15 protein-coding genes are annotated in these 24,539 nt (G+C 39.5%); 9 read left to right on the top strand and 6 right to left on the bottom strand.

Annotation, left to right across the window (positions count from 1 at the left end; all coding sequences use genetic code 11):
• Nucleotides 1–241, top strand: a 241-nt coding sequence (locus RT138_RS07475) for a hypothetical protein (RefSeq protein ID WP_313190165.1), incomplete at its 5' end; no start/stop codon positions are given.
• A 50-nt stretch (nt 242–291) separates the two neighbouring features.
• Here RT138_RS07475 and RT138_RS07470 read toward each other — a convergent pair.
• The gene (locus RT138_RS07470) at nt 292–1,134 is read right to left on the bottom strand and encodes a mechanosensitive ion channel domain-containing protein (RefSeq protein ID WP_313190164.1); all 843 of its coding nucleotides are present in this window, start codon (nt 1,132–1,134) and stop codon (nt 292–294) included.
• Between the two features lie 277 nt (nt 1,135–1,411).
• Here RT138_RS07470 and RT138_RS07465 point away from each other — a divergent pair, with 277 nt between their 5' ends.
• From RT138_RS07465 to RT138_RS07440, 6 genes are all read left to right on the top strand, one after another.
• Nucleotides 1,412–2,797, top strand: a complete 1,386-nt coding sequence (locus tag RT138_RS07465) for a TrkH family potassium uptake protein (RefSeq protein ID WP_185217038.1) — start codon at nt 1,412–1,414, stop codon at nt 2,795–2,797.
• A 3-nt stretch (nt 2,798–2,800) separates the two neighbouring features.
• Nucleotides 2,801–3,484: a TrkA family potassium uptake protein gene (locus RT138_RS07460; protein ID WP_313190163.1), complete on the top strand. Its 684-nt coding sequence runs from the start codon at nt 2,801–2,803 to the stop codon at nt 3,482–3,484.
• Nucleotides 3,485–3,797: 313 nt separating this feature from the next.
• Nucleotides 3,798–7,700, top strand: coding sequence for a response regulator (locus RT138_RS07455; RefSeq protein ID WP_313190162.1), 3,903 nt, complete (start codon nt 3,798–3,800; stop codon nt 7,698–7,700).
• 4 nt (nt 7,701–7,704) lie between these two features.
• A complete protein-coding gene (locus tag RT138_RS07450; protein WP_313190161.1) occupies nt 7,705–8,058 on the top strand; it encodes a response regulator in 354 nt (117 codons plus the stop codon).
• 3 nt (nt 8,059–8,061) lie between these two features.
• Nucleotides 8,062–9,129 (top strand): hypothetical protein, encoded by a 1,068-nt coding sequence (locus RT138_RS07445; RefSeq protein WP_313190160.1) that lies wholly within the window; start codon nt 8,062–8,064, stop codon nt 9,127–9,129.
• 2 nt (nt 9,130–9,131) lie between these two features.
• Nucleotides 9,132–12,530, top strand: a complete 3,399-nt coding sequence (locus RT138_RS07440) for a sulfatase-like hydrolase/transferase (protein WP_313190159.1) — start codon at nt 9,132–9,134, stop codon at nt 12,528–12,530.
• Nucleotides 12,531–12,533: 3 nt separating this feature from the next.
• Here RT138_RS07440 and RT138_RS07435 read toward each other — a convergent pair whose 3' ends face one another.
• Nucleotides 12,534–13,787, bottom strand: a complete 1,254-nt coding sequence (locus tag RT138_RS07435; RefSeq protein WP_313190158.1) for a YaiO family outer membrane beta-barrel protein — start codon at nt 13,785–13,787, stop codon at nt 12,534–12,536.
• A gap of 178 nt (nt 13,788–13,965) precedes the next feature.
• Here RT138_RS07435 and RT138_RS07430 point away from each other — a divergent pair, with 178 nt between their 5' ends.
• Together RT138_RS07430 and RT138_RS07425 are read left to right on the top strand one after the other, a co-directional pair.
• Entirely contained in the window at nt 13,966–15,057 is a 1,092-nt protein-coding gene (locus tag RT138_RS07430; RefSeq protein ID WP_313190157.1) for a helix-turn-helix domain-containing protein, read from the top strand.
• 180 nt (nt 15,058–15,237) lie between these two features.
• A complete protein-coding gene (locus RT138_RS07425; RefSeq protein WP_313190156.1) occupies nt 15,238–15,558 on the top strand; it encodes a hypothetical protein in 321 nt (106 codons plus the stop codon).
• A 42-nt stretch (nt 15,559–15,600) separates the two neighbouring features.
• Here the strand turns inward: RT138_RS07425 and RT138_RS07420 are convergent, their stop codons facing one another.
• Genes RT138_RS07420 through RT138_RS07405 form a run of 4 tightly spaced genes read right to left on the bottom strand, consistent with a single transcriptional unit; the run spans nt 15,601 to nt 23,894 of the window.
• A complete protein-coding gene (locus tag RT138_RS07420) occupies nt 15,601–17,490 on the bottom strand; it encodes a CocE/NonD family hydrolase (protein ID WP_313190155.1) in 1,890 nt (629 codons plus the stop codon).
• Entirely contained in the window at nt 17,490–19,472 is a 1,983-nt protein-coding gene (locus RT138_RS07415) for a S9 family peptidase (RefSeq protein ID WP_313190154.1), read from the bottom strand. The genes RT138_RS07420 and RT138_RS07415 overlap by 1 nt, the downstream gene beginning before the upstream one ends.
• A 20-nt stretch (nt 19,473–19,492) precedes the next feature.
• Nucleotides 19,493–20,899, bottom strand: coding sequence for a RagB/SusD family nutrient uptake outer membrane protein (locus tag RT138_RS07410; RefSeq protein ID WP_313190153.1), 1,407 nt, complete (start codon nt 20,897–20,899; stop codon nt 19,493–19,495).
• A 10-nt stretch (nt 20,900–20,909) separates the two neighbouring features.
• Entirely contained in the window at nt 20,910–23,894 is a 2,985-nt protein-coding gene (locus tag RT138_RS07405; RefSeq protein ID WP_313190152.1) for a SusC/RagA family TonB-linked outer membrane protein, read from the bottom strand.
• Between the last annotated feature and the right edge of the window lie 645 nt (nt 23,895–24,539).

Raw genomic sequence — 24,539 nt, 5'->3', positions numbered from 1 at the left:
CAACAAAATAATATTCTGTCGATTGATCTCCAATTATACTTTCTCAAACTTACGACGACAGAGAGGGGGAAACCGAAGGTACAGGAAAGTACGCCAATACAACCTGGATATGTATGCATTGTTCCGAGATCCTTCCTGCATCAGGACGACAGGGAGAGGAAAACCGCAGGTAAAGGAAAGTACGCCAATACAACATGGATATGTATGCGTTGTTCCGAAATCCTTCCTTCGTATTTACTAAAGGATGCTTAGAAATATAAATGGCGAGAATTTCTTTTCTCGCCATTGGTTTTATTTTTTGATATGGATATCGGTTTGTGGGAAAGGGATATCGATTCCTGCCTTATCCAGGTCTTCTTTACATTGTATGATCAGTTGTTCCTGCATGGCCCAGAAATTTTCGTTGGAGGTCGTGGCACGGATAGAGAGGTTGATAGCACTATCACCTAATTCAGTGACAACCACGTCTGGTGCTGGATCCTTAAAGGCAAATTCATTTTTCGAGATCGTGTCCAACAACAATTGTTTTGCTGCTTTTAAATCCGTATCATAGCCTACACCTATGTTGAACCATGTTCTTCGGGTTCCAAGTTCAGAATAATTGGTGATGTTACTATTGGAAAGTTCCCCATTGGGAATGATTACCAATTGATTCTGTGGAGTTACCAATCTGGTATTGAAAATATCGATTACCTTGACCGTACCATCCACACCTGATGAGGAGGAAATATAATCACCGACCCTAAAAGGCTTGAACAGCAGGATCAATACACCTCCAGCAAAGTTAGAAAGCGATCCTTGTAATGACATACCGATTGCTAAACCGGCAGCACCAATTACCGCAATAAAGGTGGAAGTCTGTACACCTAATTGGCTGACTACCACAATGAAAAGCATGATTTTTAAGACCCAATTCAATAGGTTTCCCAAAAATGTCCTGATGCTGGGGTCTACATCGCGCTTTTCGAAAATCTTTCCTAAAAGTTTTCCAAATAGCTTGATCAACCATAGTCCCAAGAAGAGAACAAGTGCGGCAGAAATCAAGGAGCTCAATAAAACTGGAGCATATGCGATTGCACTGTCAATAAATTTTTCAAGTTTGTTTTCTATACCGTTCAAATTTGCGTCTTGCATTTTTTCTGTTTTTGTGGTGCGTATTAATAGTAAGTATTCAGTATGATAAATTCGATGAACCCTTCGTAGGGAACAAAAGAGATCCCACGGCTAATCACCTAGAAGCGTTAAAGATAGTATGGGATTTGCAGCGAATTGCGAATGCTAATTTGCTGTTGTTTTTAATAAATAAGACACAAAGGTACTAAAAAATAAACTAATAAGCAATTTTAGCACTGGATTGATGAATTATTGCAGAATTTTTGAAATTATCCTTACTTTGCCAGCACTCTGAAATATGAAAAACGTTAAAGCATTCTATAACCCTGCGCAACTCTTTACGTTCAGTTTTATCATGATCATATTGACTGGATGTTTATTGTTGATGGCGCCCTTTTCAACCCAAGTTCCGATCAATTTCATCGATGCACTCTTTACGGCAACCAGTGCGGTCTGTGTCACGGGATTGACTACTTTGGATACCGGAACTGCATTTACGCCCATAGGTCATTTTATCATTATTCTATTGATTCAGATCGGAGGATTGGGTATCTTAACCTTTACCAACTATTTCGCTTATTTTTTCAAAGGAGCAAGTACATACGAAAACCAAATTGCGACCAGTAATTTTTCCAACAATGAAAAGCTGGGGGAAGTCTTTTTAATGTTGAAGAGAATCATCATCATCACGTTTTCCATAGAATTGGTTGGAGCTATCTTCATTTTCCTTTTTACGGCAAAGTTGATGGATCAGTCCTTTTTGGAACATCTGTTTTTTTCCGTCTTTCATTCGATTTCATCCTTTTGTAATGCAGGTTTTTCCGTTGTGCCGGATGGTCTGACCAATCCGCTAGTTATCCATAACTATGCATTTCAGATGGTCTTGATCATCTTGATTATTTTTGGAGGGCTGGGCTTTCCTATTGTGATCAATATATTGAAATACCTGAAACATGTTTTCAACCGTATATTTAAGAAGATTGCCTATCGGGAATTTGATTATAAGCCTTGGGTGATCAATATCAACAGTAAGATCAATTTGATTACGACGCTGAGCATTACTGTTTTTGCGACCATATTGATCTTTATATTGGAATATGATAATATCTTGGTAACGCATGAGGGGATAGGAAAATTCGTAACAGCACTTTTTACCGTTGTTTCTCCACGTACTGCAGGTTATAACAGTATTGATTATGGTGCTTTACATATTTACAGTATCCTGTTCATTATCCTGCTGATGTGGATCGGTGCCTCACCGAACTCCACTGGGGGTGGTATTAAGACGAGTACCTTTGCCGTAGCGGTTTTGAATATCCTGAGTTTGGTGAAAGGGAAAGAAAGGGTAGAGGTATTCCAACGTGAAATCGCAGGCATTACCATTAAACGTGCATTTGCCATCATGACCTTATCACTTTTTGTGATCGGTTGCTGTATCATTTCGATATCTGTATTTGATCCGGAATGTACTTTGGTAGAAATCGCATTTGAATGTTTTTCGGCCTATAGTACGGTGGGATTGACCTTAGGTATTACGGCAAAGTTATCCGCAGGCAGTAAGATTACACTGATTATTCTGATGTTTATAGGAAGGGTAACCATGCTGACAATCATGATTGCCATGTTCAAGAAAGTGAAATTCACGAATTATAGATACGCAAAAGAAGAACTTACAATAAATTAAGCAATGAAATTTATCATCATAGGATTAGGGAATTTTGGAGCCTCTTTGGCCATGAAACTAACAGCCCAAGGAAACGAGGTGATTGGGGTTGATTTGAGGCTGGAGCGCATTACCGCTTTGAAAGAGAAAATCACACATACCATTGCGCTTGATGCAGCCGAGCCAAGTGCTTTTCATTCTTTGCCTTTAAAGAACACCGATGTTGTGATTGTGGCCATAGGTGAGGATGAAGGAGCCAATATTATGGTGACTGCATTATGTAAGGAAGCGCAAGTAAAGCGTTTGGTGAGTCGTGCGGTCAATGCATTACATGAAAAGGTCCTGAATGCCATTGGCGTTACAGAGATTGTCCACCCAGAAGAAGAAACAGCGGAGCGCTGGTCGAAGAAGCTATGTTTATCCGGCTTGGTTGATTCATTTGAATTAAATGCCAATTACAGCATTGTAGAAGCCATTATTCCAAGACAATATGTAGGAAAAACAATCCAGGAAATCGGTTTTAGGGAGAAATACGAAATTTTGGTGCTTACCATTCTGAAGAGTGCTGAAAGAGATACCTTATTTGGCAAAAGCAGGATTGTCACTACGATTTTGCACGGTATCCCTAAACCTGATACGGTATTGCAAGAAGGAGAAATCATCGTGATTTATGGTAGCAACAAAAACATAAAAGAGTTCTTGAAATAGGATTACTATCAATAAATTTTAGGAAATATTAGGGATGCTTGACATCCCTTTTTTTATGGGACAATGCTTTCCCAAAATGGATTTTAGAATTATCCTCAAAGAATATATCTGCATTTCCATATACTATTATTAACGCTAATATATTGCTATATGAAAGTTATTTATTCAGTATGATTTTAGTTTTGTTAATTTTTTTTAAAATGATAAAATAATTTTAGAACTATATCGCAATTTTATGGTTTAAATTAATAAAAAAGAAGTTATAACATAAGTAATAACTATCTTGCATTACTTATTAATCTACCAATATTGTATGAGCATGCCTATTGTCCCGGAAAATGAATCGGAGCGTTTAAATATCCTATATTCTTTTGGACTGATTGCTGTTGGAAAATTGCCGGAACTGGATGTTTTTGCAGAACTGGCATGTCGTATTACGAACTGTCCATCCTCCATCATTGCCATCATGGAAATGGATCAGCAGCGAATCCAAAGCTGCATAGGCCTGGACCTAGAAACGGTAGATCGTAAGAATACGGTCTGTCAGTATACGATATTGAGTGCGGAGCCATTGATGATTGAGGATACCTTCCTGGATGCCAGGACGGCGAATAATCCGCTCATCATTGCTGGACAGATCCGGTTTTACGCTGGAGTACCATTATTGGACGAACGTGGCCATGCTTTAGGTACACTGTGTGTGATCGATTATCATCCCAAAACATTAAGCCAGCAACAGTTAGAAGAACTGGAACACTTGGCAAAAGCCGTTTTGGCCGTACTATTGGCTAAGCGGAAATTAAACCAAGCGGGTTATTTCAAGGATATCCTTTCCGTGACGCAGAACATGATCTGTGTTTTGAATGAAGATTTTACCGTAAAGGAAGTAAATCCAGCTTTTGCTGAGTTGTTGCAAATCCCTATCCGCGAATTCAATGGCCTTAATTTTTTGGAGGTATTGAAAATAAAGGATAGGAAAGTGGCTTCGAAAATCAAGTCCGTCTCCAACTCAGATCTGGAAGTCATGGTGCAAACGCAAACACAGCTTAGTGAAGAGGAATCGGTGACGATTGATTGGCATCTGAGACATGGTCAAGAAAATAAGGAGATTTTTGCATTTGGCAGGAACATGACCAAAGAGAATTCAGAGCGTGTAAAATTGGAGGAGTCAGAAAGAAAGTTTAGGAATTTCTTTGAGAATGGAATCGGGTTGACGAGCATGCATGATATCCAAGGGAACATATTAGAGGTCAATGAAAAGGGTAGACAGGTTCTTGGATATTCCTTGGAAGAAATTCCAGGTTTAAACTTAAGGGATTTAGTACCAGATGAAAATAAATCACTTGTTCAACCTTATTTAGATAGAATCCTGAAAAATGGAGAGGATTCTGGCATGATGGTCTTGAAAAAACGGAATGGAGAATGGATCTATTGGTTGTACAACAATATGGTCGAAAAAGACCAAAACGGTAAGTCATATGTCGTGAGTTCCGCCTTAAATTTAACCGATCGGATCAGGTTGGAGAAGGACCTAGAACATACCAAACAGATGCTAGAGCAAACCAATATTGTTGCACAAGTTGGGGGGTGGGAAGTTGATGTCAAAAAGAATGAAATCTATTGGTCTGATTCAACACGATTGATCCATGGTGTTTCTGAGGATTTTCAGCCCGATATGGAGAATGTGTTTTCATTTTTCGACCCGGAAGAAAGAACGATCATTGAGCATAGATTTTACACGGCCATCGAAACCGGACAATCCTATGATTTTGAAATACAGTTAAGAAAACCGAATTCAGAACAGATCTGGGTCCGTATTAAAGGCAATCCTGTATATATCGAAGGGCGATGTGAAAGGGTTTTTGGGATTATTCAAGATATCGACCAGAGCAAGAGACTGTATTTAGATATTGAACTTAAAGAAGCCATGCTTCAAACCTTTGTCAAGCATGTTCCAGCTGCAGTAGCCATGTTTGATACTGATCTCAATTATTTGGCGCTCAGTCAACAATGGATTGAGGAATTCCATCAGGGGCAGAATTCAGACGACAAAAGGAACCTTTTTGAGCTTTTTCCAAATGTTCCCGAAAGTCGCAAGCAGATCTATCAGCGCGCCTTAGAAGGAATACCCTATAAAAATGTAGATGAGATTGTTCAAGTTGAAGGTGCTGCAGAAAATCAACATTATAATTGGGAAGTGAGGCCATGGCGTATCTCGGACAATAATATTGGGGGGATTATTATATTCTCACAAAATATAACAGAACAGGTCGAGAACAATGAGGAACTAAGGAAAGCAAAACAGCTCGCGGACCTAGCCAGTAAAGCTAAATCAGAATTCTTGGCCAATATGAGCCATGAAATCAGGACACCTTTAAATGGTGTAATTGGCTTTTCCGATCTATTGCTGAAAACACCGCTAAACGATCTACAGAAGCAATATTTAAAATATGTAAATGAATCTGGGACAAACCTCCTTGCGATCATTAATGATATCTTGGATTTTTCAAAAATAGAATCAGGAAAGCTTGAATTCTACATTGATCAATACAACCTATATGAATTAGTGAACCAGGTCATCCATGTGATTCTCTATCAAGCCCAAAACAAGGATATCGAGCTATTATTGAATATTGAGCAGGGTCTGCCGACCATGATCTATGTTGATGAATCTAGGATTAAGCAGGTTCTGATCAATCTCTTGGGGAATGCGGTGAAGTTTACGGAACAAGGAGAGATTGAATTGCGGGTGGAGGAAACCTTCAGGAATGAGGAGAAGGTTGGATTGCGATTTACGGTTCGAGACACCGGAATCGGGATTCCTGAAGAAAAGCAGCAGCGCATATTTGATGCTTTTATCCAGGAAGATAGTTCTGTCAGCAAACGTTTTGGTGGAACGGGCTTAGGTCTGACCATATCCAACAATATTCTAAATTATATGGGCAGCAATCTATCTTTAAGGAGTGCAGTTGGGGTAGGTTCGGAGTTCTTTTTTGAAATTGAAGTACCTTATGAGAACCCTATTGAGGCGGAACATAATTTGGCGGTCGATTCTGCCTTGATTGTGGATGATAATGGCAGCAATAGAATGATTTTGGAGCACATGTTGGCCTATAAAGGAGTGGAAACCGAAACTGCTGAAAATGGCTTTGAGGCCTTACAGCTTTTGTCCATTGGAAAGCGTTTTGATGTAATTTTGATGGACTATAGGATGCCAATCCTAAATGGTTTAGAAACTCTTTCCAAAATCAAGGAATTATACCGTCAGAACGGAGAGGAATTACCGATCATGATCTTACATACCTCTTCAGATGATGAAGAGCATATTGGCCATTTCCGTCAAGAACCCAACTCACATATATTAACCAAACCTATTATTTCAGAAGATTTATATAGGATCTTGAAGAAAGATGCAGAAGCTGATAAATCAGTTCCTGTGGTCCAGGACATGGATACTATTATGGAAGAAAAGATATCCACAAAGTCATATCATGTTCTTCTGGCAGATGATAATCCGGTGAATATGGCCCTGAATAACCGTCTTATAGAAAATTTACTTCCAAATTGTAGTACGGTCTGTGTTGAGAATGGACAATTGGCCGTGGAGTCCTGTGAAAAGCAGGATTTCGATCTGATCTTAATGGATATTCAGATGCCAGTGATGGATGGGCTGGAAGCGACAAAAAGGATTCGAGAGATGGAGAAATACAAGCATGTGCCCATCATTGGTATTACTGCAGGAAATGTTGTTGGGGAAAGAGAAAGGTGCTTACAGGTTGGTGTGAATGATTTTTTGACCAAGCCCATTAAGGTTGAGACTTTTAAAGAAGTGCTGTACAATTGTCTGCAAAAGGCCTCAGATAAAACTTTATCCAACGTTAATGAGATCAAGCATATAGATTTTGATGTAATTGAAGAAGCGACCGATTCTGATCCGGTTTTTAAACAACAGTTTTATGGTTTGATCCTTCAGGAACTGCAAATGCAGGAATTGGACATCAAGGAATTGATCGAGAATCGAGATGAAAATCTTTTGGGACGGGTCTTACATAAATTGAAAGGTACATCAGGAAGTGCCGGCTTGACCGAACTGAATCATATGTTGATTGAATTGGACAGTCAATTTTCGAAAGGGATTGAGGTATGGGAGCATATGCCGAAGGTATTACATGAAATTGAAATATTACAGAAATTATTAATTGATATAAAGGAATAAAGAAATGGTTGTGTTATTAGCTGAAGATGATGAATTAATCCTCAAAACTATCGAACATAAACTAAAAAAAGAGGGTTACCAGGTTATTTTAACGAGGAATGGAATGGAGGCCATCGATTTGTTGAATAAAGAAGAAATCGACCTTATTATCAGCGATATCATGATGCCTTTTGCATCGGGTATCGAAATTCTATCGGAGGTAAAGAATCTACAAAAGAGGATACCCATTATCATGTTATCCAGTATGGGGCAAGAAGATACCGTATTGGAAGCATTCGACTTGGGAGCTTCTGATTTTATGGTCAAACCCTTCAGTCCCAATGAACTGATCATTAGAGTAAATAGACTGCTTCGATAGCCTATGGAGAAAATGTTTACCCTTCATGAGTTGACATTAGGAATATTGACCATTCTGATATTGGTTTTCCTATTTACGCTTGGATTGTTGATCTACAGTTTCCGAGCCTATAAATTGGAAATCAATAGGAAGTATTGGAAGAATATGTTGAACGACTACTTGATGCAAGTACTCGTTGAAGGAAACCAAACCGATCTGTATATCGATCCTAATCTGTCGGAATTACTCAAGCATGAGAATTTCAGGAGGTTTTTCTTGGGGCAACTCATCGAAGCTGACCGTAAGTTTTCCGGAGTGGCTGCTGCGGTCCTACAACGGGTCTTTTATTCCTATCAGTTAGATAAAGAGTCCTATAGTTTACTGAGAAGCTATAAGGGACATTTAATTGCACGAGGCATTCAGGCATTGACGATCATGGATGTGCGTTTGGCCTTACCTGAAATTGAGTCCAAACTGAATCATCGGAAAAAGAATGTGGTCCATGAGGTACAATATGCCATGGTACATTTCAATGGTTTTGAGGGCTTATCTTTTTTAGACTCGCTAGAAGGAATACTGTCGGATTGGCAACAGTTGCGAATTTTGAACAATATAAAATCATTGCCAAAAAATGCCACTGAAAAGATCAGTAAATGGTTGGAATCCAATAACCCATCGGTTTTGCATTTTGCATTAAAGTTGGTCCGGAAATTTCAAATTTTTGAGTTGCATGATCAGGTTGTGGCACTTTTGGCGGATGAGCAGGATTTGATTTTGAAGGATGCCATCAAAACACTCTTTAGTTTGGATGCTCAGGATACATCCAGTCTATTGGCCATTTATTATCCTAAAATGAAGGAAGACCTACAACTTGAAATCCTTAGGGGATTTGGGCAGACGAGGGCTTTTGACCAATTAGAATTTTTAAGATCGCAATTAATGGACAATCCTACCAATCGGATTAAGGTTTCGGCTGCTGAAGCCTTAGCGAATCTTGGAGAATTTAAATATTTAATTGACTTAAGTAATAAGTTGGCTCCTGAAGATCCAACTTTAATGGTTTTGAATCACGCTCTGCAGAAAAAATCCTAATTATGGCTGAGATTGTTTATGTAATCATTGTTTGGTTATTTTTACTTTATTCCATTGGAATTTTCAGTGTTTATACCTGGATCGCTCTATTTTCCTATGGTGCTGTGCTGCGCTATAAGCATGGTAATATCTTTACGGATTATTCCATTATAGCCTCCAATCCGAATGCGCCAAGTTTCAGTTTGATTGCACCAGCTTATAACGAAGGAATGACGGTGGTGGAGAATGTCCGCTCACTGCTTTCCATCTATTACCATAAATTGGAGATCATCATCGTCAATGATGGATCTAAGGACGATTCAATGGAACGATTGATCGAGGCCTATCAATTAGAAAAAGTTTCTTATATCATTCCTGGGAATATAGCAACCAAAGAAGTAAGGCAGGTATACAAAAGTAAGAATCCTGCTTTTAAGAAATTGATTGTAGTGGATAAGGTGAATGGGGGGAAGGCCGATGCACTGAATGTTGGGATCAATATTTCAAAGGCTGACTATATTGTCTGCATCGATGTGGACTGTATCATTGAGCAAGATGCCATTTTGAGATTGGCGAAGCCTTTTATGGAGCAGACAGATAAGCGATTGATTGCATGTGGGGGGACCATCCGTTTAGCGAATAACTGTAAGATAGAGAAGGGTAAGGTTGTTGAAGTTAATTTACCAAAAAGCTGGTTGGGCCGGAGTCAAGCTCTGGAATATATCCGGGCATTTGTATTGGGACGTATGGCCTGGTCGAGAGCCAGTGGATTAATCTTGATTTCAGGTGCATTTGGCGCTTTTGACAAAGAGATTGTCCTGGCCTGCGGTGGATATGACCCAAAGACAGTGGGTGAGGATATGGAGTTGGTGGTCAGAATGCGAAGGTATATGAAAGAGCATAAATTGCCTCATCAAGTCATCACCATTCCAGACCCTTTATGTTGGACCGAAGTTCCCGAGGATAAAGCCGTTTTAAAGAAACAAAGGAACCGTTGGATGCGTGGAACGATGGAGACCCTTTGGAAGCATAGGAAAATGATGTTCAATCCTAAATACGGCAAGATGGGAATGCTCAGTTTGCCATATTGGTTTTTCTTTGAGTTTCTAGGACCCTTGGTTGAGTTTTCGGGCTATGTGATTTTCTGGATATTCTTATTTATGGGCCTCTTGAACTGGACTTTCTTCTTTGTCCTATTTGCCTTGGTCTTATTTTCTAGTATACTCTATTCGGTATATGCGATTTCGGTGGACTTAGTGAGTTACCAAGTTTATACCAAGCGAAAGGATTTGACCAAATTGATCCTGACGGCAATGATAGAGCCTTTTTATTTTCACCCCATAGTCACCATGGCAGGTATCAGGGGAATGATTGATTATTTCAAGAAAGGGCATACTTGGGGTGAAATGACAAGACAAGGTTTCTCGGACCAAGTTCATGAAACTTTCAAGGAAAAGGCTTTTCGGATTATAACAACCTTGTTCCGGGAGTTTAGCTCGGTTGCAAGTCTATTTATGATCCTAATTTCGGTTTTTAGCATATTGGAATACTTTATATATAGTCATAATATTCAGCAATTCAATGGCTTGGGTTCGTTTTTTGTCTTGTTGTTGAATAACGTATTGATCGGGTTTGTTATCCTGGTGCTCTTTTTCGTGATCTATGCAATCTTGGCAATCTTTAATCGACAGCTTTCCAGAGTTGCCCTTCATGTTTTGGCGAGTTTGATTTTGATCTCTCAACTCGTATTGGCTTTTTATTTTGCTGAATCAAGAAATTTATTGGGTACCGATCTGTTTTTTTATTCAGCGGATGAGCTGAAGAATATATTGCTTGCCAGTGGGGTATTGAATTGGGTTAATATTCTGATTCTGTTAGTCGGTTTAGCTGTATTAATTTTTGTTTTCCATAAAACGAGTAGCCGATTTAAAGGCTCAGGGAAATTGGCTGCAGTTTTTCTAGGTTTGGCGATTTTAGCTTTTGGATATCTTTCGATGGGTGGAAATGTGAAAAGTGCCGCAAAAAATGAGTTTTTGGAAACTGCAGAGAAAAGTAAGCTTGGTTTTTTCATGGAGAGTAATGCCAAGATGCTCATTGAAGATATTGAAGAGGGGTTAGGTTTGAATACATCATCTGCTAGCTATGCACAAGTTTCTGGAGACTTTCCATTTATGCGAGAAGATCAAACCCAAGACTTGCTTGGACCATTATTCAACAAGAGCGATTCTGTTCCTAATCTTGTATTTATTATTGTGGAGGGATTGGGAAATGCATATAGTAATCCTAATGGCTATATCGGTGATTTTACACCATTCCTGAGCTCCTTAAAGGATAGCTCTTTGGTATGGGAAAATAACCTAAGCTCATCCGGAAGAACTTTCTCCGTGCTTCCGACGATATTAGGTTCACTGCCATTTGGAAATTCGGGCTTCCTAGAATTAAAAGATTATCCGGAACATTTTAACCTGATCAATATTTTGAAGGAAAATGGCTTCTCCACAGCATTTTTCTACGGTGGAGATGCGGAGTTTGACTATATGGGCAAATACCTGAAGGCGAATAATATTGATGAGTTAATCGATGTGAGGTCCTTTCCGGAAGGGTATAAAAAACTTCCGAGCAGCAATGGTGAGAGTTGGGGTTATGAAGATCAAGCGGTATTAGAACAATTAAGATTGGCAGATCAGGAGAAGAGTGTTCCACATTTCCATATTGCGCTGACTTTATCAACCCATAATCCATTCCTGATCAATAATGAGGAAAAGTTTGCTTCCATGTTTGATCAAAGGCTGAAGACGATTAAGTTGAACAGTATCCAAAAGAATTTTGCTTTGGAAAATAGAAAGCAATTGATTTCGGTGTTGAATGTGGACGAGGCTTTAAGGGATTTCTTCCATTATTATCAACAGCGAAGTGATTATAAGAATACAATCTTTATTATCACCGGAGACCATAGTATGCCAGAGATACCTTTGCAAAGTAAGATCGATCGTTATCATGTTCCTTTGATTGTATATTCTCCACTATTGAAAACCAAACGTAAGTTTCAAAATGTGGTCAGTCATTTTGATCTTGCTCCAAGCATTTTGGCATTTTACAAAAATAATTATCAGTTGAAGATTCCAGGTCAGGTTGCTTGGGTAGGACAGGGTTTGGATGTCGGGGCTAACAAGAAGGGGCTCGGGATTCCAATGATGCAGAGTAAATCACAGTTAATTGATTTTGTTTCTGCCGACCTGCATTTGAACTCAGGTGCTTTATACAAATTAAATAAAGACCTCAGTGAAGAAGGGATAGATAATAAATCGGGTGCTGAAGAGCTGAGCCAAAGATTTGAGACCTTCAAAAAAATGAACAGGCAATTTACTTCAAAAATGAAGCTATTGCCTGACAGTGTTTTTAGATCTTATTTTAAGGATTAAAGTCTAGAACCTTCTTCTATAGCCGACCGTGAAATCAAGTTGATTATCCCTGGTTTTTGGTTTGTACTCCACATTGTAGTAGGTGCCAGAGATATTGAAAATATTCTTGGATTTTACGCTGAAGTTGTAATCTAAACCTGTCTTAAAGGTTTTCAATTTATACATATTGTCAAATAGCAAGTTTTCTCTGTTTTGGTCAGGACTGATACCTGTTCCAACGATAAAGCCTAGATAATCATCAGAACCCTTGGTGTAATATCTGATTGTTCCGGCATAGGATTGAGAGATATTGTTATCACTTGGAGTAAGATAAGTTCTAACATTGAACCAAAGGTTTTTATAGTATTTACCAATAGAGGCGGTATACATCCAGACATTATCGGTAAATTTCAACTGCCTAAATCCGACTTCTGCTTCAAAGCTGGCGGGTAAGTTGGCGTATAGGGAGGCTGCGGTCCTAAATTTAGGGAACAAGCCTGTACTGTTAGAGTACCCTGTACCAAGGTACATATAGAACGTCTTGGATAGGCGAGGGTAGGCCTCCAGTTCAAATTGAGTTCCATTGCTCCCGAATTTATTTGCCAGGTTAGCCCTGAAAATAAATGATCCGATTGCTGTTCCTCTTTTATAGCTTAAGCCTACGATATGCCAGTTGTCTTCAAATTGCTTGTCAAAATACATCCAGTTGTAGGTGACACCAACCTCATTGATTCCAACCTGTTCTTTGATGGCTATTTGCAGAGTCCTGGCATCAGCATTTTTAGGGTCAATTTCCAAGATTTCATCTAAAGTTGCTTTGGCCGTTTTAAAATCTTTAGTGCCATTTGCGATTTTGGATTTTAACAAAAGAAGATCCATGGATTTAGGGTCATGGGTCAATCCCTTGTTTACAATTCGGAGAGCTTCCGGATAATTATCTTCCCAATATTCAAGGGAACCATAAGCGAAATAGAAATCTGGATCCTTCGCTTCTTTAATTTCAAGTTCCTTGAATACGATTCGAGCGGAGTCGATTTTATCCATCCAAGTATATAACCTGCCCAGGAATACGGAGATATCTGTATAATCTGGACTTTTAGCTAGGGCTGTTTTTGCTAGATTTACAGCAGCGGGGTAGTTTTTGTTATCAAATGCTTCCTTTCGAGCGGCTTGGAACAATTCATCCGAATTCAAATTGCTTTCTTGAGCACATAGCTCTTGTGTTCCAAAACTCAAAACAAAGACTAGAATAGTTAATAGTTGCGTTTTTAAATTCATAAGTAGATTGACTCGATAGAGAACAAAGGTAACCTCTTTAAGTGGATTTATGTCTAAACAAATAGATTTTTGGCTAAAAAAATTATCCCAAAATGTGAACATAACAATAAGTTTTGGGGTTTGGTTTGTTTTATTTTTCTTTAGGGAATAAATTAACCATCAAATTAATGATTAAAGGATGAACCTAGAATTGATCATAAAAGGAGCGCTTGTTGGCGGGATGTTTCTGCTAGCCTTTCTAAATTTTAGTAATGCCATCCGGGTAAATCGAAAAGCTAACCTATGGTTTGGCTTATTTGTGTTACTATGGTCAACATTCTGGTTGGATGAATTGATCTTTCCGGATAATCAATTCACTAACTATTCAGCTTATATCCTGTTCCGTACTGTTCAGTTTTTTGTTCCCTTGAGCTTCCTTATAAGTGTATATTATTATACAAACCCTCAGTATAATTGGAAAGCGAAGGATAGTTTGTTATTTCTATTACCCGTAGCTTTTCTGTCCGTCCTAATCCTTGGAAAGGGCAATCCCCAAGGGTTCTACAAACCGATATTGATGATGTTGTTTTTTATTCAAGCCTTGTTGTGTACGGTTTTGGCCTATCTCAAAGTGCGGAAGCATCAGAAAGTTATCCAGTCGTTTTCTTCAAATACCATGAATATTGATTTGAGATGGATAAAGTACATTATATACTGTTGCATCATTTCTTCGGTCCTGATTTTAATCTATAACCTATTATTTCCTGAAACTAACCTCAATATCATCATCAATCTATTTTTCATGGGCGTGCTCTATTTAGTTGCATTTTATTCCATGCGTCAAGGAGAGATTTATCCTAAAGGAATAGATGTAGAGGAAACATTGGATATTTCCGATGAGATAGAAGGGGAGCAATCTGAGCATAAAATTAAATTATTGTCAGATGAAGATTTGATCCTTTACAAAGAAAAATTAAGTCAATTGATGATCCAAGAGGAATTGTTTTTAGATAGTGAACTCAATTTATTGAAATTGGCAAATCGCCTAGGGATAACTGTACATCAATTATCTTACATTATTAATTCTGGATTTGGAATGAATTTCTTTCAATACATCAATCGGTATCGGGTAGATAAAGCGAAAGAACTATTGGTTGATCAAACCATGATACCCTATAACATGATTTCAATTGGGTATGCTTCAGGTTTTAATTCCAAGACAGCCTTCAACACAGTTTTCAAAAATATGACCGGACTGACTCCAACTGAGTTCAGAAATTCTCGAAAATAAGGGTTTGCTCCTGTTAAGTTGGTGCCAATTTATAAACTTGAACACGTAAGTGTTAGAAAATAAAGGTTTTAAGTAGTTGAGCTGATTTGTTGTTCTGATCTATAAGTCAAGACATTTTCAGCTTAGTAATCGACTAATTTGGCCCTTGAACATAATTGTATTAAGGGTAAAGAAATTAGTATGAAATATTATCAAGAAATCGCTATCAATGCAGATCTAGAATTAATTCAAGAATTGTTGATCCGTCATCACCATATAAAAGTTTGGGAAAGGGGATTTGAGATGTTCAAGGATTTGATAGTGGACGACAAGGAAAGCTGTATAATCCATTGGGATATCGAGAAAAACATAGATTATACCTATCGGCTGAAGGAAAATATTTTGGGAACGAAATTGGGCCTAGAAGCGAATGGTTTGGAGGAAGATTTGGATGGATTGGAAATTCAGTTGTATATGCAAAAGGCATTAAAGGGGATAAAAGAAAGAGCAGAGGAAAATTAATTCTTCTGCTCTAATGTTTAGTTCAATCAAATAGAATCTTTATTACGGTTGATAAACCTGAAGGCTAATAAATGATTTCTCTGTATTAGACCTGTAAATTCTTTGTGTATTTTTCTGGTAATCAGATTCTTTGGAGTCATTGTATAGATCCATGAACTTACCAGGGTTGATATCTAGCATAGGGAACCATGATCCTTGAACCTGTACCATGATACGATGGCCTTTTTTGAAGGTGTGAAAGGCATCCGTCAGGTCAAAGTTCAGTTTGGTTGGTTGGTTAGGAACCATAGGTTCAGGTTTCTCTAAACTGTTTCTAAACTTAGCACGGATTGGATCACCCCGCAACAACATTTGGTATCCACCCATCTTGATTTTCTGCGGATTGTCAGCAGGGTCAGCGGCATCGTTTGGATAAACGTCGATGACCTTGACAATAAAATCTGCATCTGTTCCCGAGGTAGAAGCTACTAAATGTACGCCTATACTTCCTGCAATGGTCAAGTCTTCTTTCAAAGGCTCCGATACATAAACCAGTACATCTGGTCTTCTGCTTGCAAATCTTTGGTCCTCTACCATCCAATCATTGCCGAATCTAGTTGTAATTTCTTGGGTAAAAGGCACAGGCTTTTTCGGGTCGTGGGTAAATTCATCAAAGTTATCCCCATCGCTTTTAGCATGTTCAGCTAACTCTCCGTTCGGATTAAAATACAGGTTTTTTGTCTGTAAATCCTTTGGTGGCCATTGATCGAAATTATGCCATTTGTTGGCACCGGTATTGAAAGCCATTACCTGAGGAAGGTCCATCGATCCTTTTCCTTTCAGGTGAAAATTATAGAATTTCAATTCCAGTTCCTGACGGTAGTACTCACCGGTATTGCTGTCCCAATAGATGTTGGCCGAGCGGTCGCCTTTTTGCGATGACCAGCTGCCGTGGTACCAAGGGCCTAAAATCAGGCGGTTGGATGTGTTTTGGCTATGACTCTTGATACCTTGATACACATAAAATGGTCCCCGGATATCTTGCGCATCAAACCATCCACCCACTGTCATAACTGCCGGCGTGATATTCTTTAAATGCGGACGTACGTTTCTGGATTTCCAAAACTCATCGTAAGTTGGATGGTTTCGGTATTCTTCCCAATGGATGTTTTCACCTTTGAAAAAGTTTTTGTTAAGATTGGAAAGCGGTCCCTGGCGTAGCCAGAAGTCATATCCATCGGGCGTATCATACTGCATGTTTCCTGCTGGGTACTTTTTCAGAGGAACGGGTCTCTTTACACCGAAATTGTTTATGAAGTTGATGTTATGAGGCATTAGAAAAGCGCCATTATGCACCATGTCGTCACCTTGCCACAGGTCGGCCATAGGTGCTGATGGCATAGCCGCCTTTAATGCAGGATGGGCATCGATCATGCCGGCAACAACATAAAACCCAGGGTAGGAGCCACCATAAGTACCTACTTTGCCATTGTTGTTCTTGATGTTTTTGACAAGCCAATCGATGCTGTCGTAAGTGTCCATGCTTTCATCCCATTTTTTAGGATCTGATTGATTTGGAGCCATCCAAGTAAATGTACCTTCTGACATAAATCTTCCACGGACATCTTGACGAACGAAGATATACCCTTCGCGAACCAATTCCATGGAAGGTCCAAAGCGGCTGCCAGGGTAATTATCTTCTCCATAAGGAGCGCAGCTATATGGCGTACGCATCATCAGGAAAGGGTATTTTTCTTTTTTGTCCTTTGGACTGTAAACAACAGTAAATAATTTGACGCCGTCGCGCATACTGACCATATACTCCTTCTTGTCATAGTGTTCACGGAAGTATATGGAATCTTGGTTGATTGCTTGCGCAATAGATTGCGAGCAAAAGACGCCGAGCAGGAGAAATAGACTTACTGTCCATTTCGCTAATATTGATCTAGCCATTATTTTAGGTATTTGTCAAACCAAGCTAATAATTCCTTATTGTTGTGGAGCCTATTTTTTGGCTGCGCCATTCCATGGCCTTCATTCGGATAACGAACGAAACGAGTAGGGATACCTACTTTTTTCAATCCGATAAAGAATTCTTCAGCTTGGGTAATTGGAACATCCATATCGTTTTCTCCATGGACAATTAGGGTAGGAGTTTTCACCTTATTGATATGGGCCATTGGGGAGAAGTGCCATAAAAGGCTGTAATTGTCCCAAGGCATGCCATTGAATTCAGTTTCTATCAGATCCGGATAGATCGATGTACCGTAGAAAGAAATTAGGTTGCTGACAGAAGCACTGGTTACTGCAGCTTTGAATCGATCTGTTTGAGTAACCACCCAATTGGTCATAAAGCCACCGTAAGAACCTCCTGTAACTCCCATTCTGTTTTTATCCAAGAAAGGGTATTTTTCAAGGGCATAATCTAATCCTTTCATCAGGTCTAAATAATCCCCGCCGCCCCAAGCTTGGTAAGTACCATCGGAAAATTTCTGTCCATAACCCGTTGAACCTCTTGGATTGATAAAGACTACAGCATATCCTTTTCCAGTCAACACCTCTACGATATCGGTATAGCTATAACCGAAGGCGCCATGTGGACCACCATGAATACGTTGGATAACTGGGATCTTTGTTCCTGCAGGAATGTTAGCTGGATAGGCGATAAATCCTTGGACATTGACGCCATCATGGGATTTGAACCAGAAGCTTTCTTTTTTGGAAAGGTCCTTGTCTTTTAGCCAATTGCTGGATTCGTTAGTCAATTGTGTAATTGTCTTGCCTTCATTATCAGAAATATATACTTCATTTGCTGAATTGAAATCTGACATGGTAAAGGAAATTCTCTTGTTGGAAACATTGACAGCTCCAACGCTAGCTTCCTTATCGATTACCGGCGTGAATGTTTTACCGTCAATATTTCCTTTGTACAAGACACGTTTTCCATGTCTTGGGAATCCAAAGTAAAAATGCTTGCTATCATCCATCCATTCGCCACCGCTTAGTCGTTCGTCCAAATCAGTGGTCAGGCAAGTTACCTCGCCATTAGCAACCTGATATAGGTAAAGCTTTAGGTCTTCTGGGGAACTATCTTTGGTGTTTAACGGGCGGATCGTAGCTGGATAGAGAATGTATTTTCCATCTGGGCTCCAATTTGGGTTATGTTCAGTACCAATGGTATTGGTAATCTGTTTCACATTGGAATTAGAGATGTCGACTATGAACAGGTCATTGTTGTAATTATTATCTGGATCATCGGTGTGGTTTGAAACGTAAGCAATTCTTTTAGAATCTGGTGCCCAGGTCAAAGAATGGCTATCAAACTTGTCATCCGTCAATACCTTTACTGTTCCTGTTGCTACATCCACCAAATGGATTTTTGTAAGTACATTATCAGAGAAAGAAGTCCTGGACTTATAAAGGATCCTTTCGATAACTTTAGGGGCAGCAGGGTCGATTTTGACTTGAGCCTTTTCAGCGTCTGCACCTACATAAGCGATGTACTTTCCATCAGGGCTCCATGCGTAATTCTTCTTTGCAGAGTGGCCCAGGAAATGGTTGCTGGAATACACCGGGGCAACAAATTTTGGACTGTTGTCGCTGTTTGTAATATAGAATATTCCGGCTTGGCCATTGATATTACCACGGAAAGCCAATTTACTGCCATCAGGAGACCATTGAGGGTCGCTGACCTGAGTCGCTACAGTTTCTTTTTTTCCTGATTTTATGTCGAGGATAATTAATTCCGATTGTACTTTATTGGCTTCCAAATTGGTTTTCGCTTGTACGTAAGCTAATTTTTCGCCATTTGGAGATAATGCTTGCCCAGCAATGGAGGGCATAGAGAAACTAGTCTCTTCCGTTATTTTTTGTTGGGCTTGAAGGGAGCTGCCCATGTATACAGCTCCCATCAATAATAGATATTTTAACTTCATATAATTTGTCTTTTTTGATGTTATTTATTTTTATAAAGGTCCCAGTTCACTTCTGCTTGTGGTAGTGGGAACTGGGTAAATACTTTTCCTTTATCATAAGTCGCATCAATTGCTTCACTCATATTAGCATATAATAGACCTGGTCCAGTATAGCGTCTTACGTCTACCCAGCGGTGACCAGCAGGTTCCGCCCAAAGGGAATACCTACGTTGGTATAAGATTTCCTTAAGCAGACTGTTTTTGTCGGTAGGACCAGTGTATTTGCCAATGTTAGCTGCCTCACGGATAATATCGATACTGGCAACAGCATTGGTTGTTTGTCCTAATTGGGCTTGTGCTTCGGCTTTGATCAAGATCAATTCTTCGTTTTTGATAAAAGTTACTGGCAAAGTATTGGTTGGATAGCGATTGTCTTGGTATTCACCTGTTAATGCCACAGTGGAAGTAGTAACTACGAAAGGAGTAGTTAATTTAAAGAACTTCTTGGCAACACGGCTGTCTCCGGGAGTAGCATCGGCGATCAATCCAGGATTTACAACCCTAAGGTTTCCTGGGTTAGGGATGTTTAAGGCCATGAACAAAGGATTGTTCAGGTCAGCACCGCTACTGAAAGTGTGCTTTGGCCCTTCTTCTAGATTTCCGTTTTCAGCGATGAAAGAACCTGATAGTGCATCTAGTGCTCCTTGCCAATCTTTGCGATAGATCGCCAGACGTGCGGAAATGGCCCGGTTGACCTTGGCCAAGCCTGCAGGGTTGTTGTAACCCGAGAATCCTGTGCTTAGTTTAAAAGGAAGGGTAGTGCCTGCCTTCTTTAGGTCTTCGAAACCTGCATCCAGTTGTCCTTTAATATAGGTTAAGGCTTCATCATAGGAAACAAAAGGGCCAGGGTTCAATTCATCCTTAACATCCACGCGAATACCATTTTGGTAAAGCCAGTTGGCAGGGATCATATATTGGTAGCCCATAATGGTTTTTGCAAATCCTGAAACAGCAGCTTTCTCTGTTTCGTTCATTTTGTCGGTATTGGCCAAGGCATCCAAAATCAGGTTTGCCTGATTGATGGCTCCGTAAGGAGAGGCATAAGAACCACCGCCAGTTGTTCCATAGCCGAAGACATTGGAGTTTAGACTGTAGTCGTTAAGGCCTAACCATTCGGTCATGTTGCGGGTATCCGAAGAGTTCAATAACCAGATTTCACGACCTAAGCTGGCCCAACCATTCGTTACGTTGGAAACATAATCGCGGTGCCTGGATTCTAAGCCCGTTACTAAATATTGGATCTGTTGTGGAGTAGCATTGTTATTGACCGAAGCAACCGATGGGTTGTTAGGATCTATCATGGACTCAATGTCAAATGGGTTGCAAGAAGCAAGCAGGCAAACTGACGAGAGCATGAATATCGTATTTTTTAATGTTGTCGTTTTCATGATAATAAGGTTAAAAATCTAGGCTAAGGTTTAAGAAAAATCTGCGTGCACTTGGGTAAGGACCAACATCGATGTTGTTGGCAAGACCATTTCCAAATGTTGAAGTTTCAGGATCATAACCCGAATATTTGCTTATCATTACTAGGTTGTTGCCCGAGATACCTGCTCTAAAGCGTTGAACTTTGTTTTTGAACAATCTTTGGGTAACCTCAGTTGGCATGCTATAGTATAAACCAACCTCTCTTAATTTGATGTATGAAGCATCTTCTACGAATCGACCGGCATTGTTGAATGGTTCTGGTTCTCTTTGTTTACCATTCGGGATACCATCACCGTTTCTATCACCGAACCAATCTTTTGAGTTACCACCTTCATCTAAGTTTAGGTTAGTTAAGTTGACATTGTAGCCACCTTTTTTCCAATCAAACAAGAAAGAGAAGTCAAAGTTTTTGTAGATGGTCAAGTTGTTGCTGAAACTCATGTTGAATTTCGGTTGGGAGTTGCCCCAAACCGTGTATTCACCTGGGTTGATCTGTGGAGTACCAACGATAGTTCCTAACTTTTCGCCTTCTTTCATCAGGAATGTTCCATAACTAACGCCGAATCCGCCAGTGGTGTAGGTCGGGATTCCTAATTTACTGATGGTAATATCGTTTTTCCAGAACATCAATCTACTGTTCCATTTAAAGTTTTCCCTTTCGAATGGAGTACCGGACAGGCTCAGCTCGATACCTTTGTTGCTCAGTTCAGCTAGGTTGCTGGAAGTTGAAGTAAATCCCGAAGAAGGTGAAAGGTTCAATGGCTGGATATTGTTTGCCGTATTTTTGATGTAATAAGTCGCTTCCAAAGAAAGTCTATTTTTCAAAATTCCGACATCCACACCGAATTCCAATTCTTTAGCGGTTTCAGGAAGGATGTTCACATTTCCTACAGTGGTTGAAAGGGATGAACCTAATAATCCACCAATGTTCACACCAACCAAAGAGGAGTAAGTTGCACCGAAGGCTACTGGACCAGCAGTCTCGCCATAGGCAACCCTTGGTTTCAATTGAGAAATGAAGTGGTCTCTTAGGAAGTCGAAGCTTGTTAAGTTCATCGCTAAGGATGCCTTAGGGAATGCAAATAATTTATTTGGATTGCCATTTAAAGAGGATTTATCAAAACGGACACCCAGGGTACCTATGATCTTATCTTCAAAGTTTGCTTCCTGTTGTAAGAAGATACCAGCTTCCTGAGTTCTCATAAAGAACTGGTTGAAGATAGTCTGAACAGCAGCTTGTTTAACATTTTTCTGAAGCGGCGCCAAACCTTGACCTCTTACAAAAAGCAAGTCATCTTTGAAATCCAATCTCACCATACCTACCTGAGAATTCATGTTCACACGTTTCAGGTTGAAGTTGTAAACCAGGGCAGCCTGTAAGTTTGTGTTGAAACTCTCTTGCTTGCCGTTCATGATATCCCCAGGATTGGCAATACTACGTTGGTATTGTAAATCTTCTGGCAGGTGGATATTTGTCGTGTTCTGTAAATAATCTAGACCACCGTTCAATACGAATTTCATATAACTGCTTTCCCCTTTGAATAGATCTATTCCTAGGTTGAAAGAACTGATGGATCTGTTTACCAAGGAGTTGTTGGTAGATTTATCAGTTAGGGCAATAGGATTTTCAGTAAAGTATGGATTGTCAGGGTAAGTGCCATCAGGACGTTGTCTCAGATCGTAATAGTTTGGCGTTGCAGCGATAGCATAGCCAATACTCGCTCCGGTTCTGTTTTGGTTACCAGTAAAACCGCGGTCGGTATTCGAACGGATATAGCTGGAATTTACAGACAATTGGATAGCATTTGTGATCTTTTGGTCAATGTTTGCACGCACGGTATACCTCTGGAATCCGGTGTTTTTAATCAAGCCGTTTTCATCATTGATACCACCTGCAACAAAGAATTTTGTTTTTTCTGTACCACCAGAAACATTTAGACGCGTGTTGCTTGAAAAGCGCTGATGATCATAGAAGTAATCTTCATAGTTCACAAAGCTATTGTTTGCTTTAGCTTCACGGAATCTTTCCAGTTCAAGGTTTCTTCGGTTTGTTTGGCTTTGGGTGGTACCCCCATAGAAGTAATTAATTTTTTCTTCTGACCAATCATCATAGCCCAGAAGTTTAAGTGGAGTCGTTAGACCAAAGTCTTCGGAGATCGAAACTTTAGTACGGCCTTCTTTACCTTTTTTGGTCGTAATAATGATAACCCCAGCATTGGCACGGGTTCCGTAAATCGCAGCGGCTGAAGGACCTTTAAGGATTTCGATATTTTCGATTTCATCAGGGTTAATGTCGGCAAGTCGGTTTGAGCCATCATCTTGTGTTGAGTTACCAGCGCCATTTACAGTCGCTCTACCGGTTGATTGGGTAGAGTTGTTCACATAGACCCCATCCAAGATAATCAAAGGTTGAGAGGCACCAACAAGGCTCGAAAGCCCTCTTAACTGTATGGACATACCACCACCTGGCGCTCCAGAGTTAGAACGGATGTTTGCACCCGTAACTTTACCGTACAGTGCTGCATCGGTCGTTTGAGGTTTGGTCACACCAGTCAGTTCAGCGGCATTCACCGAGCTAACAGCATTTGCTAAGTTTTTTCTTTTGATAGAGGAAGCCAAACCGGTAACAACGACCTCATTTAAGGTATTGTTCATGTTTTCCTGCATCTTGATGACAAGGTTGTTGCTTGCAGCAGAGACCTGGACTTCTTGATCTTCAAAGCCTACCATGGTAAAGAGGATGGTAGCAGGAAGTTTTGGGGCATTGATGGAGAAATTTCCATTGTTGTCAGAGACACCACCAATTCGGGTATCTTTAATCCTTACACTGACATTAGAGAGTGCTGAACCTGAAAGTTCATCAACCACCTTTCCTGAGATGGTTGTCTGGGCATAAGTCATCTGAACAAGACTAAGCCAAAAGAAAAGCACATAGAGCAGCTTATGTTTCTTCATAAGATTGATTAATTAGGGTTAGTTTTTAGGTTAAAAAAGTAATAATTACTAGAATATTTTTCTAGATGAAGGCTACGGCTAAATTCGGTTTGTTAAGGTCTCAGGCGGTAAAACTAATTTAATTGGAACAGCTTTACAATTTAGAATTATTGTTGTCACTACTTTGTTACCAATACATTGCTGGTTATCAATATTTTTACAGAAAACGAAATTAATTGGCAAATAATTAAAGATTTAGCAATTTTATTTAAAAGTCCATAAATATTGTAGACTTTGTAAAAGATGCCATTTCTCGTTCTAAAGGGAATAAATCAGTATGACCCCCCATTAACCATTGTTGAAAATTGATGATAAAATCACCAAATCTTTCTTAATCCAAAAATAAATTTTTAGGAAAACACTTGTGAATAATTTCGCTATTGATAATTGGTAGTTAATTTTCGGGAATAGGGCTTGTTAGATAGTTGCTTTCTATGAAATGAATATTAAGGGATTTGTCCAGGTGTTGAATGCGCAGGATTTTTCTCAAAAGAAGGTTGTCAGCAAGAATGCCTATACACTTCTGTTGAAATTAAAGAATACCGAAGAAGAATAGTAAAGGGTATGAAATAAAAAATGAGCTGTCCATCTCGACAGCTCATTTTT

It is taken from the genome of Sphingobacterium sp., assembly GCF_032065005.1.
In the GTDB taxonomy this organism is placed as follows: Bacteria; Bacteroidota; Bacteroidia; order Sphingobacteriales; family Sphingobacteriaceae; genus Sphingobacterium.
This window is presented reverse-complemented; position numbering and strand designations above follow the sequence as displayed.

Bases quoted from the DNA above. Each gene is read 5' to 3' on its own strand.
- RT138_RS07470 (WP_313190164.1), bottom strand. From the start codon at position 1,134: ATGCAAGACGCAAATTTGAACGGTATAGAAAACAAACTTGAAAAATTT.
- RT138_RS07465 (WP_185217038.1), top strand. From the start codon at position 1,412: ATGAAAAACGTTAAAGCATTCTATAACCCTGCGCAACTCTTTACGTTC.
- RT138_RS07460 (WP_313190163.1), top strand. From the start codon at position 2,801: ATGAAATTTATCATCATAGGATTAGGGAATTTTGGAGCCTCTTTGGCC.
- RT138_RS07455 (WP_313190162.1), top strand. From the start codon at position 3,798: ATGAGCATGCCTATTGTCCCGGAAAATGAATCGGAGCGTTTAAATATC.
- RT138_RS07450 (WP_313190161.1), top strand. From the start codon at position 7,705: ATGGTTGTGTTATTAGCTGAAGATGATGAATTAATCCTCAAAACTATC.
- RT138_RS07445 (WP_313190160.1), top strand. From the start codon at position 8,062: ATGGAGAAAATGTTTACCCTTCATGAGTTGACATTAGGAATATTGACC.
- RT138_RS07440 (WP_313190159.1), top strand. From the start codon at position 9,132: ATGGCTGAGATTGTTTATGTAATCATTGTTTGGTTATTTTTACTTTAT.
- RT138_RS07435 (WP_313190158.1), bottom strand. From the start codon at position 13,787: ATGAATTTAAAAACGCAACTATTAACTATTCTAGTCTTTGTTTTGAGT.
- RT138_RS07430 (WP_313190157.1), top strand. From the start codon at position 13,966: ATGAACCTAGAATTGATCATAAAAGGAGCGCTTGTTGGCGGGATGTTT.
- RT138_RS07425 (WP_313190156.1), top strand. From the start codon at position 15,238: ATGAAATATTATCAAGAAATCGCTATCAATGCAGATCTAGAATTAATT.
- RT138_RS07420 (WP_313190155.1), bottom strand. From the start codon at position 17,490: ATGGCTAGATCAATATTAGCGAAATGGACAGTAAGTCTATTTCTCCTG.
- RT138_RS07415 (WP_313190154.1), bottom strand. From the start codon at position 19,472: ATGAAGTTAAAATATCTATTATTGATGGGAGCTGTATACATGGGCAGC.
- RT138_RS07410 (WP_313190153.1), bottom strand. From the start codon at position 20,899: ATGAAAACGACAACATTAAAAAATACGATATTCATGCTCTCGTCAGTT.
- RT138_RS07405 (WP_313190152.1), bottom strand. From the start codon at position 23,894: ATGAAGAAACATAAGCTGCTCTATGTGCTTTTCTTTTGGCTTAGTCTT.